This is a genomic window from Halobaculum sp. D14, assembly GCF_051195135.1.
Taxonomy (GTDB): domain Archaea; phylum Halobacteriota; class Halobacteria; order Halobacteriales; family Haloferacaceae; genus JBNTKA01.
The window spans coordinates 468,947-484,804 of record NZ_JBNTKA010000001.1 but is presented as its reverse complement, the minus strand read 5'-3'; the positions used below and the strand labels follow the sequence as shown (position 1 = coordinate 484,804).

The window sequence follows — 15,858 nt, the reverse complement described above, 5'->3', positions numbered from 1 at the left end:
CGCTGAAAACGGCTCGCCGGGACGGCTCGACCGAGAATCGTCCGACAGCCGTCGATTCGCGCCGGATTGGCCGCGAAGTCACGTTCGTTTTCTGAAAAATTCGGTTCCGAGGTAATTCTTCGTCGAACCGGAACTACTGTGGCCCCCGGGGCAGTCTTGGTAGCGTATGACGAGCCACGAGCGGGACGTCCGGCAGGACGTCCGCGAACTCGGCGCACTGCTCGGCGACGTCCTCGAACGGCAGACGTCGACGGCGGCGTTCGACACCGTCGAGGACGTCCGCACCGCCTCCATCGACTACCGGCGCGGGGAGACCGACAGCCGCGACCCGGTCAGGGAGCGACTCGACGGCCTCGACCCGGAGACGACCCGCACCGTCGCGCGGGCGTTCGCGGCCTACTTCGAACTGGTGAACGTCGCCGAGGAGCGCGAACGGGTCCGCGCGATTCGCCGGCGACGCGAGAAGGGCGCGCTCGAAGACGGCGTGCAGGCCGCCGCCGCGGCGCTCGCCGAAGCCGACCCGGAGGACGCCGCGCAGGCGCTCGCTGACACGCGCGTCGTCCCGACGTTCACGGCGCACCCGACGGAGGCGCGCCGCAAGACCGTGAAGGCGAAGCTGCGCCGCGTCGCCGAGGACCTCGCCGACCTCGACGAGCGCCGCCTCATCGACGAGGAGGAAGACGACCTGGTCGACGACGTCGAAGCCGAAGTCGAGTCGCTGTGGGCGACCCGGCAGGTCCGGCCGCACCGGCCGACGCCGACCGACGAGGCGCGCGACGTCCGCTGGTACCTCGAAGAGACGCTGTTCGACGTCGTCTCCGACGCCTACGAGTCGCTGGAGGACGGCCTCGACGCCGCCGACGCCGACGTCGACGGGGACGTCCCGCAGCTGCTGGAGTTCCGGTCGTGGGCGGGCAGCGACCGCGACGGCAACCCGTTCGTGACGCCCGACGTCACCACCGACACGCTCGACGCTCAGCGCAACGCGGTCCTCGACCGGTACGACGGCGAACTGCAGGCGCTGCTCGGCGACGTCAGCCAGGAGGGCGACCGGCTCACCCACACCGACGAGTTCGAGGCGCGGCTCGCCGCCGAGCGCGACGCGGTGCCGTCGGCCGCCGAGACCGCCGACGAGCGCTACCCGGCGGAGCCGTACCGGCGCTACGTCGAACTGGTCCGCGAGCGCGTCGCCCGCGTCGACGACCTCCGGTCGGGCGAGTACGGCGACCCGGACGAGTTCGTTTCGGCGCTCGAAACGCTCGCCGCCGACCTCCGCGCGAACGGCCACGACGCGGTCGCCGCAGAGCGCGTCGACCCGCTGGTCCGCCGCGTCGAGACGTTCGGGTTCACGCTCGCCGCGCTCGACCTCCGCGACCACCAGGAGAACCACACGGAGGCCGTCTCGGCGCTGCTCGACCGCGAGGGCGTCGACTACGCCGACATGGACGAGGACGACCGCGTTGACGTGCTGACGCGGTCCATCCTCGACGACGACGGCGTCGGCAGCCTCGACGTCGACGACGACCTCTCCGACACCGCCGCGCGGGTGTGCCGCCGGTTCGACGCGCTCGGCGACTGGCACCGCGAGTACGGCGCCGACGCCATCGACACGTACTGCATCTCGATGACCGAAGCGCCGTCGCACGTCCTCGAAGTGCTGTACCTCGCGGACCTCGCCGGCGTCGTCTCGCTCCCCGAACACTGCGGGCTGGACGTCGTTCCGCTGCTCGAAACGGCGTCGGCGCTCGCGAACGCCCGCGACATCCTCGGGACGCTCGTCGACAACGACGCCTACGGCGCCGCTCTCGACGCCCGCGGCGACGTCCAGGAAGTGATGCTCGGCTACTCCGACTCGAACAAGGAGAACGGGCCGTTCGCGGCGGCGTGGGACCTCCACCAGAACGCCCGGCGGCTCGCGGAGGTCGCCGACGACGTCGGTGTGGAACTCCGGCTGTTCCACGGCCGCGGCGGCTCCATCTCCCGCGGCGGCGGCCCGATGAACGAGGCGCTGCTCGCGCTGCCGCCCGAGACCGCCACGGGCGAAGTGAAGTTCACCGAGCAGGGCGAAGCCATCGCCGAGAAGTACGCGAACCCGCGGGTCGCAGAGCGCGAGCTGGAGCAGATGCTGGACGCGCAGATCCGCGCGCGGCTCCGCCGCATCCAGGGCGACACGCCGGCGGTCCACGACGAGTGGGAGGCGGCCATGGACGTCGCCGGCGAGGCCGCCCGCGACGCCTACCGCGACCTGCTCGACACCGACGGCTTCGTCGAGTTCTTCGAGGCCGCGACGCCCATCACGGTCATCGAGGACCTCAACATGGGGTCGCGGCCGGCGTCCCGGTCCGGCGACCGCACCGTCGAGGACCTCCGCGCGATTCCGTGGGTGTTCTCGTGGACGCAGAGCCGCGCCATCCTCCCCGGCTGGTTCTCCACCGCCGCCGGGCTGGACGCCTACCTGGACGACGGCGGCGACGTCGAGACGCTCCGGGAGATGTACCGGCAGTGGCCGTTCTTCCGGACGACCATCGACCACATCGCGCTGTCGCTCGCCCGCACCGAACTCGACATCGCCGCCGAGTACGCCGACCTGGCCCCGGAGGACCTCCGCGCGGAGTTCTTCCCGCGCATCGAAGCGGAGTACGACCGCGCCGTCGAACTGGTGAAGCAGGTCACCCAGCGCGACTCGCTGCTTCGCCGCGAGTGGCTCGCCGAGAGCCTCGAACGCCGGAACCCCTACGTCGACCCGCTGAACCTCCTACAGATAGACCTGCTCGGCCGCAGCCACCGCACCGACGCCGAAGAGCGCGCGCTCCGACTCACCGTGAAAGGAATCGCCGCCGGCATGAAGAACACCGGGTAGCCGCCGCGGACGTGCTCGACGGCGGCTCGACGGCCTACGCGAAGTCGGCTTCGAGACGCCGGCGCATTCTGTCGCGACCGTTCAAAAGAAGCCTCGATACCAAGCCATCAGCGGTAAGCGGGTCGTGGACGAAGGGACGACGCAGTTCGGACCGGTTCTCGGACTGCGATTCGGGGGAACGCCTCGCATTCCGGCACTCCTGACAGGAGGCACGCGGGCGGCGCACCCGAGCCGCCCGTTTCCGCGGCGCCGACTTTCTGCGGCTCCGCACCATCGAGTCAGGAGCCGTTGCCGTCGCAGTTTGCGGCCCCGTTCGCGCTGTTCCCGTCCGGTTCGCGTGGTCCGTCCGGTCTCAGCGACAGCGCAGCGTCGCCGCCGCGGATGGGCGAGCGGTTGGTCGCCGAGAAAACACGGGTGCCGACGCAGCCCGCTCGGTGCAGTCAGTCGACCTGGTTCCAGGGCGCTTCCTCGAAGTCGACGAGGCGGCGCTCCTCGTCGATGTCGTCGATTCGGGCGACGTCTTCGGCGTCGAGTTCGAGGGCGGCGCCGGCGAGGTTGTCGCGGATGTGCTCCTCGCTGGTTGCTTTCGGGATGGCGGCGACGTTGTCCTTCGCGAGCAGCCACGCGATGGAGACCTGCGCGGGGGTCGCGTCGTGCTTGTCGGCGACGTCACGGACGACGTCGACGTCGGCGACGTCGTTGCGGGCGATGGGGCAGTACGCGACGAGCCAGTGGTCGTGTTCGACGGCGTACTCGCGGAGTTCGTCCTGCTGGAGCAGCGGGTGGCACTCGACCTGGTGGGCGAACAGCGGGACGTCGAGCGCGTCGCGGGCGGCGTCGAGCTGGTCGACGCGGAAGTTCGAGAGGCCGACGCGGTCGACGACGCCGTCGGCGACGAGTTCGTTCAGCGCGCGCGTCGTCTCCTCTACGTCGTAGGTGTTGATGGGCCAGTGGACGTACAGCAGGTCGATGCTGTCGACGCCGAGGCGCGCGCGGCTCTCGTGGGCCGTGGCGACGGCGTCCTCGTAGCCGAGGTTGTCGGTCTGCAGCTTCGTCGCGACGAACAGGTCGTTCGGGTCGGCGCCGGCGCGCTCGATGCCCTCGCGGACGAGCGCCTCGTTCTGGTAGCCCTGCGCCGTGTCGATGGCGTCGTAGCCGGCGTCGACCGCGGTGGCGACGCTCTCGGCGCACTGTTCGCCGCGGAGCTGGTACGTCCCCTGACCGAACCGCTGGAACTCGGACATGCGTGTCGCGTCCGCGGCGCGGCCCGTGAAGCCGTCGGTGTGCCGCGGTCGACGTACCGCCGCCGGTTCTCGTCGCTGAGAGCCGGCGCGTCGCGGCGGGCGCGTCTATAAAACGGTTGTCGGTAACGCTTAACACGGTAACGTCCCGCATGGTCGAGTGCGCAGCATGTTCGAACGGTTCTCCACCGGCTACTACCTGGGGCGGCTGTACGTCCAGCCCCGCGACACCGACAGCGCGGCCATCAAGCGGGCCGACCACGAACGGGTGAACGAGCAACTGTACGCCACCGGCGAAGGCGTCGAGCGGCTCGACAGCCCGCTGGTGATGAAGCTCGGCACGAAACACTTCCCGGTCGTCGGCGACGACGACGTCCCGACCGGGACGCTCACCGTCCCGCGAGAGACGGTGCCGGAGGACCTCGCGTACGAGCTTCCGGGGCGCCGCGAGGTGTTCCTCGCGAACCCGGACCGCGCCGACGAACTGCTGCAGTACGCCGGCTGGGAGCCGGCCGACGCCGCCTGAACGCCGGCCGTCGGCAGCCCACGGCGTCGCCGCCCGCGGACCGCCGCGTCGCCGTCGGCAGACCGCGGCTCGTCGACCGGAACGACCGGCGGCTTCGGCCGGAGCGCCGACGCGACCCTTTTTAGTTCGGCACGTCACCGGTGCGGTATGCTCGACCGACTGCTCGGCCGCGCGAGCCTGAAAGAGCGCGTCGCCGAGCTCGAATCGGAGCGCGACTCGCTGCGCGCCCAGCTCGACGCCGAGGAGGAGCGCCGCAGCGAGGCCGCGCGGAAGCGGCAGGAGGCCGAAGAGCGCGTGAACCGGCTCGAGGACCGAATCGAGGAGCTGGAAGACCGCGTCGGCCGCGCGGAGGCGGGCGTCGACCGGGAGGCGACGGTTCGCGGCACGGAGGAGCTCCGCCGCGACCGCCGGGACGCCGTGCTCGACCGGCTCCGCAGCGTCGACGCCGGCGTCGAAGGCGCGCTGTCGGCGTACGTCGACGACGCGGACTCGCTGCCGGACGCCGTCGCGGACGCGTTCGGCGACCGGGCGCCGCTGGTCCGGCGCGCCGCGCCGACGCTGGTGTACCGCGACGACGCCGGCATCGTCGCCTGCGCCGTCGACCCGCCGGTGGCGCCTGCGCCGTTCTGCGAGTGGCGCGACGGCTTCCGCGTCCGGGACGAGTGGTTCCGGCCGACCGGCCGGTTCGCGTTCGGGCTCGCCCGGTCGGACACATTCGCCGTCGGGGTGTACGAGGGCGACGAGCGCGTCGACCTCCAGACGGTGGAGACGGACGTGATGGACGAACACGACAAGGGCGGCTTCTCGCAGGGCCGGTTCGAGCGGCAGCGCGACGCCCAGATCGACGCGCACCTGGAGGAGTGCGAGGCGGCGCTGGCGTCGCTGCCGGACGACCTCGACCGCGTCGTCCTCGTCGGCGAACGCACCGTCCTGCCGGAGCTCCGGGAGTACGCGGACGTCACCGCCGGCAGCGACGCGACCGGCCGGGCGGCGGACGCGCTCGACGACGCCTTCGACGACTTCTGGACCGCGACGCTGCGGCTGCTCTAGCCGGCCGGTCGATGCCCGGCGCGGTCAACAGGAGCAGTAGTAGTCGCGGTCGGTGAACTCGCCGTCGAGCAGTTTCGCGGCCGGCGCCGGGTCGGACGGCCGGTACAGCCCGGTGGTCAGCCGGTCGTCCGCCTCGAAGTCGCCGGACAGCAGCGCGGTCCAGTCGTCGCGGGAGAGGACGTCCCAGAACGCCGAGTCGGTGAGGCACAGTTCGAGGTAGTCGCGGAGGTACACCCAGCGCGCCTCGCCGGGTTCGCCGGGGTCGTACTGGACGTCGGCGGCGTCGAGGTCGGCGACGGCGTCGCGGTACGCGGCGAGCGGGAGGTTCGCGCCGGCCTGCACCGGCATCGAGACCCACTTCCACGGCCGCGTGTTGATGTCGAGCAGCACGTACTCCTCGCGGTCGACGTCGTAGACGAACTCGGACTCGCTGATGCCGTGGTAGTCCGTCGCCTCCAGGACGGCGAGCGCGCGGTCGCGGACCGCCGGTTCGTCGACCGTTTCGACGAGACACGACGTCCCGAACTCGCGCGGGAACCGGACGGCCGCGTTGGCGACGACGCCGAGCGCGTCGCCGTCCGGCGACACGTAGCTGCCGAACGACGCGTCCGCGCCGACTTCGACGTTCACCTTCTCCTGGAGGAGCACGGTCGCGTCGGCCGCGGCGGCGTCGGCGACGACCCGGTCCAGTTCGTCGCGGCCGTCCACCTCGATGACGTTCGTGCCGAACGCCTCCTCGAACTTCCGCTTGTGCGCCGGCTTCACGACGAGCGGGAAGCCGAGCGCGTCAACCGCGGCGTCGACCGCGGCGTCGCGGTCGTCGTGGCCGTCGAGGCGGTGCGTCTCCGGGTACGGGACGCCGAGCTCCTCACAGCGCCGGTAGAGGTTGTCCTTGTCGAGCACGCGCTCGATGCCGTCGTGGTCCGAGAAGGGCAGGACGACGCCGTCCGGTTCGGTCTCGGCGAAGCCGCGCACCCAGTCGTCCATGCACGGGAAGGCGACGCAGGCGACGCCGGCGGCGTCGGCGACGCGCTCCACGTCGCGTCGGAAGCCGTCGAGGTCGTCGAGCGGATACGTGACTTCGCCGGCGAACGCCACCGCGTCGGACGGCGGCGCGTAGCCGTCGCCGTTCCGGTCGAGCGCGATGACCGGAACGTCGCGTGCGGCGAGCGCGCGAGCGACGCTGACGCCCGTGATGTGGGCGTTCGCGACGAGCGCGGGCGGCCGGTCGAAGTCGGCCGCCTCCACCGCCGCGACGAGGCTGTCGGTGTCGAGGAACGAATCTGCCATGCCGACGCAAACGGCGTCCCGGCCTAAAGTGTCGCGTTCGGCGGCGCGCTCTGCCGTCGACTGCGACGTTCCCAGCGGCGTCGAGTCGCGCTGTCCCCCGCGTCAGTCGCCGGGGTTCGCTGACGCGTCCGCGTCGGCGCGGTACACCCTCGGGTCGTTCAGGCGCCAGTGCATCCCCAGCCCCGCCGTCGCGGCGAACGCGACGACCAGCAGGAACGTCCCCGACGAGTGCGCCGTCCACGCGTCGGCGGCGCCGAGCAGGGCTGCGGCGGCCTGCAGGAGCCACGGCGTGACGACCGCGACGAACGACGCGACGACGAGATACGGCGACGTGACGGCGTCGGCGGACGCGACCGCGTCCCGCCAACTGTCGCTGTGGGCGTACATCGCGTACAGCCGGCTGACCAGCCCCGCGAGGCCGAGGAGCTGCGCGGCCGTGAGTTTCCCGGCCAGCCGCGCCAGCGCGCCCTCGACGGCGAACCCGAAGCCGATGGCGCAGAGCCCGGACAGGACGAGCGCGAGCTGCTCCGTGTTCGGCGTGCCGGCCTGCTCTTCGGGGAGGGAGACGGCGAGTTCGACGAGCGACGTTTGACATCCTCCCCGCGCTAAAGCGCGAGGATTCCTCCGTTGGGGGTTCGGCTACCGACCCACGGAGCCAACTTGCGGGTTTGTGCGCACTTCTTTGGGACCCGGGACGAGAATCATCGGGTCGACGGTCGGCCGCCGCCGGGAAAACGGCGCGCGAACCGTTCGACTCCGGCGGCTCCCGTCTCCTGTTCCAGCGGCGACCTGTGCAGTTCCAACGGCACCGTGGGTGTTCCAGCGGCGCCCGTGTACCGCTGCGTCGACGCTGCGGAGCCGGTGAGCGGTGGTGCGCGCGCGGCGGACCACGACTCATTTGTCCGTTCACCGGGAACGCCGGGTATGGAGCTCCCCGAACGCATCGTCGTTGCCGAGTCGGCGTCGCCGCCGCCCGAGTACCTCCGCGAGTCCATGTCGGACCTGCCGGTGCCGGTCGTCGTCGGGGCGCCGGCGGACGTCCGCGACGGCGACGCGGTCGTCACGTTCAGCCACGACGACGCCTTCCTGCGGGCGGACTGGGTGCACTGCGTCCGCGCGGGCTACGACGAGTTCCCGGTCGACGACTACGAGGCGGCCGGGACGGCGCTGACGAACAGCACCGGCATTCACGGCACCGCAATCGGCGAGACCGTCGCCGGCTACATGCTGTCGTTCGCGCGGCGCCTCCACCGCTACCGCGACGCGCAGGCGGACGCCGAGTGGTCGCCGCCGGCGTACGACGCGCCGTTCACGCTGGAAGGCGAGCGGCTCTGCGTCGTCGGCCTCGGCACGCTCGGCCGCGGCATCGCGACTCGGGCGAACGCGCTCGGCATGGACGTCGTCGGCGTCAGGCGCTCGGCGGAACCGGTCGACGGCGTCGAGACAGTGTACGAACCGGACGACCTGCAGACCGCCGTGGCGGACGCCCGGTTCGTCGCGCTCGCGGTGCCGCTCACCGACGAGACGGAGGAGATGGTCGGCGCCGCCGAACTCGACGCGATGCGGACGGACGCGTACCTCGTGAACGTCGCCCGCGGCCCCGTCGTCGACACCGATGCGCTCGTCGACGCGCTCGACAGCGGCGGCGTCGCCGGCGCCGCGCTCGACGCGTTCGACGAGGAGCCGCTCCCCGCGGAGTCGCCGCTGTGGGGGTACGACGAGGTCATCGTGACGCCGCACTGCGGGGCGTTCACGCGCGACTACCACGAGGACATCGCGGCGCTGGTCCGCGAGAACGTCGACCGCATCCGGCGCGGCGACCCGCTGCACAACCGCGTCGCCTGAGCCGCGGACGCCGCGTCAGCGGCCGCCGACGGCCGTCCCGGCCGCGTCGCCGTCGGTTCCACAAGATACACAAGCCCCTAATTACATGTTATTACCGTGCTGCCGAGCGACTCCATCGACCGCGCCGACGCGCTGCTGACGGTGATTCCGGCCGCGTTCGTCGTCGCCGCCGCGGTGACCGCGGCGACCGCGCTGCCGTTCGTCGCCGCCGCCGTCCTCGGCTCGACGGTCGCCGGCGCCGCGATGGTCGACGGCCTGCTCGTGAATCCGCCGACCTCGGAGTGAGCCGCGCCGCGCGGCGACGCCGCGCGCAGTGGAATCAGTTCTCTCGTCGCCTCCGCCGCCGCCAGCACCGTCGCCGCTGACAGCCGCCGGCCCACAGCACCGTTACTGCGGCCGCTGCCAGCACCGTTACCGCGACCACTGCAAGCACCGTCACCGCGGCCGCGACGCTGCCGTCGCCGTTCTGGTCACGAAACCGCGCCGGTCAGAGCCGGTCGAGTCCGGCGTCGAAACGGTGCGGAGCGGCGTCGCTGCCGAATGTAAGCGAAAAAGCGGGGTGCGAGCCGCGGAAAGAGAGCGGCTCGCACCCCGCTCGAATTGGTCCCCGCTGACGCTTCGGCCCTCCAGACGAAGCGTCACCAGAGAACAGTGGCTACTCTCACTTAACGATGACGCCAACGGCGGGAAGCCCCGGCTCGAATCCGTCCGCGGTTGTGCGGTTCCGTCGCCGAACCGTCGCGGGCTACCGGCGCGCCGGGTGGTCCGCGGGGAGCCGCGGCCCCTCGCCGAACAGCCGTTCGCGCAGCGTCTCGTCCGGGTCGGCGTCGCGGAGCAGGCCGCGCCGCCGGAGTTCCGGGCAGACCAGGTCGACGAAGTCGTCGAGGCTCCCGGTCCGCACCACCTCCTTGACGTTGAAGCCGTCGACGCCGACCTCGCGGTACCAGTACTCCAGTTCGTCCGCGACCTGCTCGGGCGTCCCGACGACGACCGGCGACGTCGTTCCGAGCCCGGAGAACTCCGCCACCTCGCGGACGGTCCACTCGCGGTCCGGGTCCGACTGCGTGAACGCGTTCATCGTCCCCTGAATCGCGTCGGTCTCGATGTGCTCGATGCGCTGGTCCGGGTCGAGCGCCGAGAGGTCCATGTCGAGGAAGCCGGAGAGCAGCGCGAGCGTCGCCTCCACGTCGACGCCGTCTTTCAGCCGCTCGTGTTTCGCCTCCGCGGCCGCCTCGGTTTCGCCGACGACCGGGACGACGCCCGGGAAGAACGCCAGCGAGTCCGGGTCGCGGCCGCGGTCGGCGGCGCGGCCGCGCAGGTCCTCCATGTACTCGCGGACGCCGTGTTCGGTCGGCTGCGAACAGAACACGGCCTCGGCGTTCGCCGCCGCGAACGCGCGGCCGCGGTCGGACGACCCCGCCTGGAAGACGACGGGGGTGCGCTGGGGCGACGGCTCACAGCCGTGCGGCCCGGGCACCGAGAAGAACTCGCCGTCGTGGTCGATGTCGTGGACGCCGTCGGGGTCGGTGAAGACGCCGCTGTCGGCGTCGCGCACCACGGCGTCGTCGTCCCACGACTCCTCCCAGAGCTGGTAGCAGACGTCGAGGAACTCCGCGGCGCGGTCGTACCGCGTCTCCTTGTCCATCCGCTCGTCGAGCCCGAGGTTCCGCGCCGCCGACGCCAGATACGACGTGACGACGTTGAACGCGACGCGGCCGTCCGTCAGGTGGTCGAGCGTCGAGAACTCCCGCGCGAGCTGGTACGGATGGGTGTACGTCGTCGACTTCGTCACGGCGAACCCGAGCGTCTCCGTCACCTCCGCCATCGCCGGCACCAGGTAGCTCGGGTCGTTCGACGGCGTCTGCACCGCCTTCTCGACGGCGACGTCGCGGTCGTCGCCGTACACGTCGTAGATGCCGCGGACGTCCGCGAAGAACACGGCGTCGAAGCCGCCGCGCTCCGCCGTCCGCGCCACGTCGGTCCAGTACTCCCGGTCGGTGTACGCCGCCGACCGGTCGCCCGGGTGCCGCCACGACCCCGGCGACACGTGCTCGACGGAGTTCATCGTGAACAGATTGAGGCGCATCCCGCCCTCGTCGTCGCTCATACCGCACCGTCGTCGCCCCGGGCCGTAAGCCCCGGCGGAATCGGCCGTCTGTGCCGGCAGTGGGCCGCGCCGACGTCACTCCCCGCGGACCGAATGGACGTCACTCTCGGCGGACCGCGGGGGCGACCAGCCCGACGAGCGCGAACAGCAGCCCGAGGCCGACGGCCACGGCGCCGACGTTCACGGAGTGCGGGTCGATTATCGAGCCGGACGCCGCGACGACGAGGTCGCGGAGGCCGCCGGCGAGGACGAGCGCGATACCGAACAGTTGGAGCCGCGTCGCTGTGGAGGGCACACGCCACGGTACGGCGAGTCGTCACGTATGCTTTGGGCCGACGGATGCCGTGCTCGAATCGGCGCGGATCGGCGCCGCCGGCAGGCACGAATCAGCGCGACCGACTCGCGCGGGTCTCGGCGCCGGTCTCGGCGGGACCGGCCGGCTGGGAGCGATTTAAGCCGCGGGTCGCCGTTGGCGGAGCCGTGAACGAACGGGTCGTCATCCTCGCACACGAGAAGTTCCCCGGGCGGTCGAAGACCGCGAACGGCGTCCTGCGGTACGGCGACCGCGACGTCGCCGCGGTGCTCGACCGCGACCACGCCGGCGAGCGCGTCGCCGACCACCTCCCCGACGTCCAGGACGCGCCCATCGTGGCGTCGTTCGGCGACGTCGACGGCGACGTCGACGCGCTCGTCATCGGCGTCGCGCCAATCGGCGGCGGCTTCGACGAGTCGTGGCGGCCGGACGTCCGCGCGGCGCTCGAAGCCGGCTGCGACGTCGTCTCCGGGCTGCACTACTTCCTCCGCGACGACGAGGAGTTCGCGACGCTCGCCGCCGAACACGGCGCGGAGCTCCGCGACGTCCGGCGGCCGCACGAGGGGCTCACGGTCGCGGAGGGCCGCGCCGACGAGGTCGACGCCGACGTCGTCTGCACGGTCGGGACGGACTGCTCGGTCGGGAAGATGACGGCGACGATGGAGCTCGCGGAGGCGGCCGCGGACGCCGGCGTCGACGCCTGCGTCGTCCCGACCGGCCAGACCGGCATCATGATCGAAGGCTGGGGGAACCCGGTCGACCGCGTCGTCGCCGACTTCGCCGCCGGCGCCGTCGAGGAGATGGTGCTGGAGAAGGGCGACGACCACGACCTGCTCGTCGTCGAGGGGCAGGGGAGCGTCGTCCATCCGGCGTACTCCCCGGTCACGCTCGGCATCCTCCACGGCGCGATGCCGGACCGGCTCGTGCTGTGCCACGAGGCCGGCCGCGACGCGATTCACGGCTACGAAGACACCGCGATTCCGCCGATTCCGGAGTACGTCGACCTGTACGAGTCGCTCGCGGCGCCGGTGCACGACGCCGACGTCGTCGCCGGCGCGCTCAACACGTCCGGCATCGACGACGACGCGGCGGCCCGCGACGCCGTCGACGACTTCGCGGCGACGCTGGACGCGCCAGCGACCGACCTGCTCCGGTTCGGGCCGGGCGGGCTCGTGGAGGCGGTTCGGTGAGCATCGACGCCGCGTTCGAGCGCGTGTCGCTGCCGCTCGAACACGACTTCACCATCGCCCGCGGCACCACGACGACCGCCGAGAACGTCGTCGTCCGGCTCACCGACGAGGGCGGCATGACCGGCGTCGGCGCCGCCGCGCCGTCGGCGCACTACGGCGAAACCGCAGCCACCGTCGAGGCAGTCATGCCGGACCTGCTCGCGGAGGTCGAGGCCGTCGGCGACCCGCACGCGTTCGCCGAAATCGAGTCGCGGCTCCGCGGCGTCGTCGCGGACAACCCGGCGGCCCGCTGCGCCGTCAGCGTCGCGCTGCACGACCTCGCGGCGAAGCGGCTCGGCGTCCCGCTGTACCGGCTGTGGGGGCTCAACCCCACGGCGGCGCCGGAGACGTCGTTCACGGTCGGGCTCGACGACATCGACGCGATGCGCGAGAAGACCCGCGACGCCGTCGACGCCGGCTACGGCACCCTGAAACTGAAACTCGGGACGGACCGCGACCGCGACGTCGTCGACGCGGTCCGCGAGGAGGCGCCCGACGCGACCATCCGCGTCGACGCGAACGAGGCGTGGACGCCGCGGGAGACCGTCGAGAACAGCGAGTGGCTCGCCGACCACGGCGTCGAGTTCATCGAACAGCCCGTGCCGGCCTCGGACCCCGACGGGCTGCGGTTCGCCTACGAGCGCTCTGCGCTCCCCATCGCCGCCGACGAGTCGTGCGTCACGCTCGCGGACGTCCCGGCGGTCGCGGACCGCTGTGACATCGCGAACCTGAAACTGATGAAGTGCGGCGGGCTGCTGGAGGCGAAACGGATGATTCACGCCGCGCGCGCCGAGGGGCTCGACGTCATGCTCGGCTGCATGGTCGAGACGAACGCCGCCATCGCCGCCGCCCACCACCTCGCGCCGCTGCTCGACTACGCCGACCTGGACGGTAGCCTGCTGCTCGCCGACGACCCGTTCGACGGCGTCCCGCTCCCGAACGGCGAAATCCGGCTCGGCGAACTGGACCGGCCGGGGACGGGCGCCGTCGAACGCTGAGTGAAGGCGAACGGGGGCCGGCCAGCGCCGCGTCGGTCGTCCGGAAAAGCGAGCGCAGGCGTCAGTCGTCGCCGACCAGGTCCTCGTACTGCGCGCCGGTCTGTTTGAGGGTCTCGGTGGAGTAGAGCCGTTCGTGGTCGAACGGGAGGTAGTCGGCGGCGAGCTCGTCGATTTTGGCGTCGACGACGTCGGCTTCGCGGCCGTGCACCATCGTGAACAGGCTGTAGTTCCAGCCCTGCTCGGGGCGGCGCGGCCGGTGGTAACACAGCGTCACGTACGGGAGTTCGCCGACGCGTTCGCCGAGTTCGTCGAGGCGGTCGTCGGGGACGTCCCACACGACCATGCAGTTGTTCCGGAAGCCGGTGACGACGTGGTTGACGACGCAGCCGATTCGCTTGATGCAGCCGGTGTCGGCGAGCCGTTCGACGGCGGCGAGCACGTCCGCGACGTCGGCGTCGACGGCGTCGGCGACGTCGCGGTACGGCGTCGCGGTGAGCGGGAAGCCGTCCTGGATTTCGAGCAGCAGCCGCGCCTCCAGCGCCGAGAGGTCGCCGACGGCGTCCTCCGAAATCCGGGTCGCCGACGCCTCCGTCGCCGCGTCCGCGGCGGTTCCGGCGCCGCTGCGCGTGACGCCCTCCCGGGCGAACGCGTCGTCGTTGAACACCGGGAACTCCAGGTCGATGTAGTAGTCCGTCAGCATCGGGAGGTTCAGCACGTCGCAGTCGGTCCGCTCTTCGACGTCCGCGAGGATTTCGTCGCGACGGCCGCGGGTGCCGGCGGTGACGACGAACCACATGTTCCACTCGTGGTCGCGGCGGTAGTTGTGGTTCACCTGCCGGTAGCCGTTGACGACGGCGGCCACCTCGTCGAAGCGGTCTTCGGGGGCGCGGACGGCAGCGAGCGTGGACGACCCGATGACCGGCGGATTCAACACGGCGCCGAACCGGCGGAAGACGCCGCGGTCGCGGAGCCGCCGGACGCGGTCGAGGACGGCGGACTCGTCGACGCCGAGGTCGGCGGCGACCGCGCGGAACGGCCGCTGTTCGACCGGGAAGCCGCTCTGGTACTCGTCGACGAGTCGCGCGTCGACGCCGTCGAGGCCCTCGCGCCAGTCGTCGACCGCCGGGGAACGCATCACCCTGAGTTCGTCGTCGTCGTACCTACGGTTTTCGTTCCCGGCGTTCCGGCCGGCCGGGCGAAGCGCGGCGGGGCGCGCCGCGTCGCATCGGGCCGCACCGGGACCCGCCGCGCCGCACTGGGCGGCCGTCCAGTTCCGCGCCGCGAACGGGACGTTTTTGCGCCGACAGGTCGAAGCCTCGCGTATGGCTCACGCGACGCAGGAGCTCGGCGACTGGCCGCTGAAACGGCTGATGACGGAGGTCTGCGGCTCCGGGCCGAAGTCGGCCGACGACATGACTCGCGCGCAGGCGACGGAGGCGCTCCGGCGCATCTTCGCCGACGAACCCGACCGCACGACGCTCGGCGCGTTCTGGCTCGCGAACCGCTGGAAGCGCAACAACCCGGAGGAGCTGGCGGCGTACGTCGACGAGATGTGTTCGCGCGTCGAGTACGCCGAGCCGGACGCCGACCCCGTCGACTGCGGCGCGAACTACGACGGGAAGGGCGAGACCGCCATCCTCGGCGTCGCCGCCGGCATCGTCGCCGCCGGTGCCGGCACCCCGGTCGTCGCTCACTCCGGCGACCGCGTCCCGACGCAGAAACAGGACGCCTACAAGCACGTCCTGGACGAACTCGGCGTCGCGACCGAGTTGACGCCGAGCGACTCCGCCAACATGGTCGACGAGACCGGGTTCGGCTTCTACTACCAGCCGACGTTCAACCCCGACGTCCACGCGCTGGCCGAGCGGCGCGACGCGATGGGCGTCCGGACGTTCGTGAACACCGTCGAGACGCTCGCGAACCCCGCGAACGCCGACGTCCACCTCGGCTCCTTCTACCACCTCGCGTTCGCGAAGAAGGTGGTCGACACCTTCGAGCGGAGCGAGCACCACGACCTCCACCGCGTCATCATGTTCCAGGGGATGGAGGGGTACGACGACATCCGCCCCGGCTACACGAAGGTGGCCGAGTGGACCGACGGCGACTTCGACGACTACGAAATCGAGACGCCGGAGTACGGCATGGACTTCGAGGAGGCCGACCTCGAAGTCGACGACGTCGCCGCCGACTCCGCCCGCATCGCCGAGGAGGTCGTCGCCGGCGACCGCGACGACCACTGGCGGGACGCCGTCGCGCTGAACGCCGCGTTCCGCATCTACGCCCGCGAGGACGCCGACGACCTGCAGGACGGCCTCGACCAGGCGCGCGCCGCCATCGACGACGGCGCCGCCGAAGCCGTCCTCGACGACCTCCGCGCGTTCTGACCGCGACCCCCGATT

The 15,858-nt window shown here is 71.8% G+C and carries 14 protein-coding genes; 8 read left to right on the top strand and 6 right to left on the bottom strand.

What is annotated here, in order from left to right; genetic code table 11:
* Positions 1-166: 166 nt before the first annotated feature.
* Positions 167-2,860 carry a phosphoenolpyruvate carboxylase gene (gene ppc / locus ACQUST_RS02445; protein WP_435124483.1) on the top strand — a complete coding sequence of 898 codons (2,694 nt, stop codon included), beginning with the start codon at positions 167-169 and terminating at the stop codon, positions 2,858-2,860.
* Positions 2,861-3,300: 440 nt separating this feature from the next.
* On the opposite strand, the gene ACQUST_RS02440 is transcribed toward ppc, so the two are convergent.
* The gene (locus ACQUST_RS02440) at positions 3,301-4,104 is read right to left on the bottom strand and encodes an aldo/keto reductase (RefSeq protein ID WP_435124480.1); all 804 of its coding nucleotides are present in this window, start codon (positions 4,102-4,104) and stop codon (positions 3,301-3,303) included.
* A gap of 166 nt (positions 4,105-4,270) precedes the next feature.
* Here ACQUST_RS02440 and ACQUST_RS02435 point away from each other — a divergent pair, with 166 nt between their 5' ends.
* Both ACQUST_RS02435 and ACQUST_RS02430 read left to right on the top strand, forming a co-directional pair.
* Positions 4,271-4,627 (top strand): DUF5802 family protein, encoded by a 357-nt coding sequence (locus ACQUST_RS02435; protein ID WP_435126087.1) that lies wholly within the window; start codon positions 4,271-4,273, stop codon positions 4,625-4,627.
* Positions 4,628-4,774: 147 nt separating this feature from the next.
* On the top strand, positions 4,775-5,677 hold the full coding sequence (locus tag ACQUST_RS02430; RefSeq protein ID WP_435124477.1) for a Vms1/Ankzf1 family peptidyl-tRNA hydrolase: 903 nt from the start codon (positions 4,775-4,777) through the stop codon (positions 5,675-5,677).
* 24 nt (positions 5,678-5,701) lie between these two features.
* Here ACQUST_RS02430 and ACQUST_RS02425 read toward each other — a convergent pair whose 3' ends face one another.
* Both ACQUST_RS02425 and ACQUST_RS02420 read right to left on the bottom strand, forming a co-directional pair.
* On the bottom strand, positions 5,702-6,967 hold the full coding sequence (locus tag ACQUST_RS02425) for a carboxylate--amine ligase (protein WP_435124474.1): 1,266 nt from the start codon (positions 6,965-6,967) through the stop codon (positions 5,702-5,704).
* Positions 6,968-7,069: 102 nt separating this feature from the next.
* Positions 7,070-7,354, bottom strand: coding sequence for a hypothetical protein (locus ACQUST_RS02420; protein ID WP_435124471.1), 285 nt, complete (start codon positions 7,352-7,354; stop codon positions 7,070-7,072).
* 537 nt (positions 7,355-7,891) lie between these two features.
* Here ACQUST_RS02420 and ddh point away from each other — a divergent pair.
* Both ddh and ACQUST_RS02410 read left to right on the top strand, forming a co-directional pair.
* Positions 7,892-8,812 carry a D-2-hydroxyacid dehydrogenase gene (gene ddh / locus ACQUST_RS02415; RefSeq protein ID WP_435124468.1) on the top strand — a complete coding sequence of 307 codons (921 nt, stop codon included), beginning with the start codon at positions 7,892-7,894 and terminating at the stop codon, positions 8,810-8,812.
* A gap of 96 nt (positions 8,813-8,908) precedes the next feature.
* On the top strand, positions 8,909-9,097 hold the full coding sequence (locus tag ACQUST_RS02410) for a hypothetical protein (RefSeq protein ID WP_435124465.1): 189 nt from the start codon (positions 8,909-8,911) through the stop codon (positions 9,095-9,097).
* 460 nt (positions 9,098-9,557) lie between these two features.
* Here ACQUST_RS02410 and ACQUST_RS02405 read toward each other — a convergent pair whose 3' ends face one another.
* Together ACQUST_RS02405 and ACQUST_RS02400 are read right to left on the bottom strand one after the other, a co-directional pair.
* Positions 9,558-10,919, bottom strand: a complete 1,362-nt coding sequence (locus ACQUST_RS02405) for an LLM class flavin-dependent oxidoreductase (protein ID WP_435124462.1) — start codon at positions 10,917-10,919, stop codon at positions 9,558-9,560.
* A gap of 100 nt (positions 10,920-11,019) precedes the next feature.
* Complete coding sequence (locus ACQUST_RS02400; RefSeq protein ID WP_435124459.1) at positions 11,020-11,214, bottom strand: hypothetical protein; 195 nt, start codon at positions 11,212-11,214, stop codon at positions 11,020-11,022.
* Between the two features lie 185 nt (positions 11,215-11,399).
* Between ACQUST_RS02400 and ACQUST_RS02395 the strand changes: the two genes are divergently transcribed.
* A complete protein-coding gene (locus ACQUST_RS02395; RefSeq protein ID WP_435124456.1) occupies positions 11,400-12,422 on the top strand; it encodes a DUF1611 domain-containing protein in 1,023 nt (340 codons plus the stop codon).
* Positions 12,419-13,459 carry a dipeptide epimerase gene (locus ACQUST_RS02390; protein ID WP_435124453.1) on the top strand — a complete coding sequence of 347 codons (1,041 nt, stop codon included), beginning with the start codon at positions 12,419-12,421 and terminating at the stop codon, positions 13,457-13,459. Before ACQUST_RS02395 ends, ACQUST_RS02390 begins: the two co-directional genes overlap by 4 nt.
* A gap of 61 nt (positions 13,460-13,520) precedes the next feature.
* Here ACQUST_RS02390 and ahbB read toward each other — a convergent pair whose 3' ends face one another.
* Complete coding sequence (ahbB, locus tag ACQUST_RS02385) at positions 13,521-14,594, bottom strand: siroheme decarboxylase subunit beta (RefSeq protein ID WP_435124450.1); 1,074 nt, start codon at positions 14,592-14,594, stop codon at positions 13,521-13,523.
* 187 nt (positions 14,595-14,781) lie between these two features.
* Here ahbB and ACQUST_RS02380 point away from each other — a divergent pair, with 187 nt between their 5' ends.
* Positions 14,782-15,843 carry an anthranilate phosphoribosyltransferase gene (locus ACQUST_RS02380; RefSeq protein WP_435124447.1) on the top strand — a complete coding sequence of 354 codons (1,062 nt, stop codon included), beginning with the start codon at positions 14,782-14,784 and terminating at the stop codon, positions 15,841-15,843.
* The last annotated feature ends 15 nt before the right edge of the window (positions 15,844-15,858 follow it).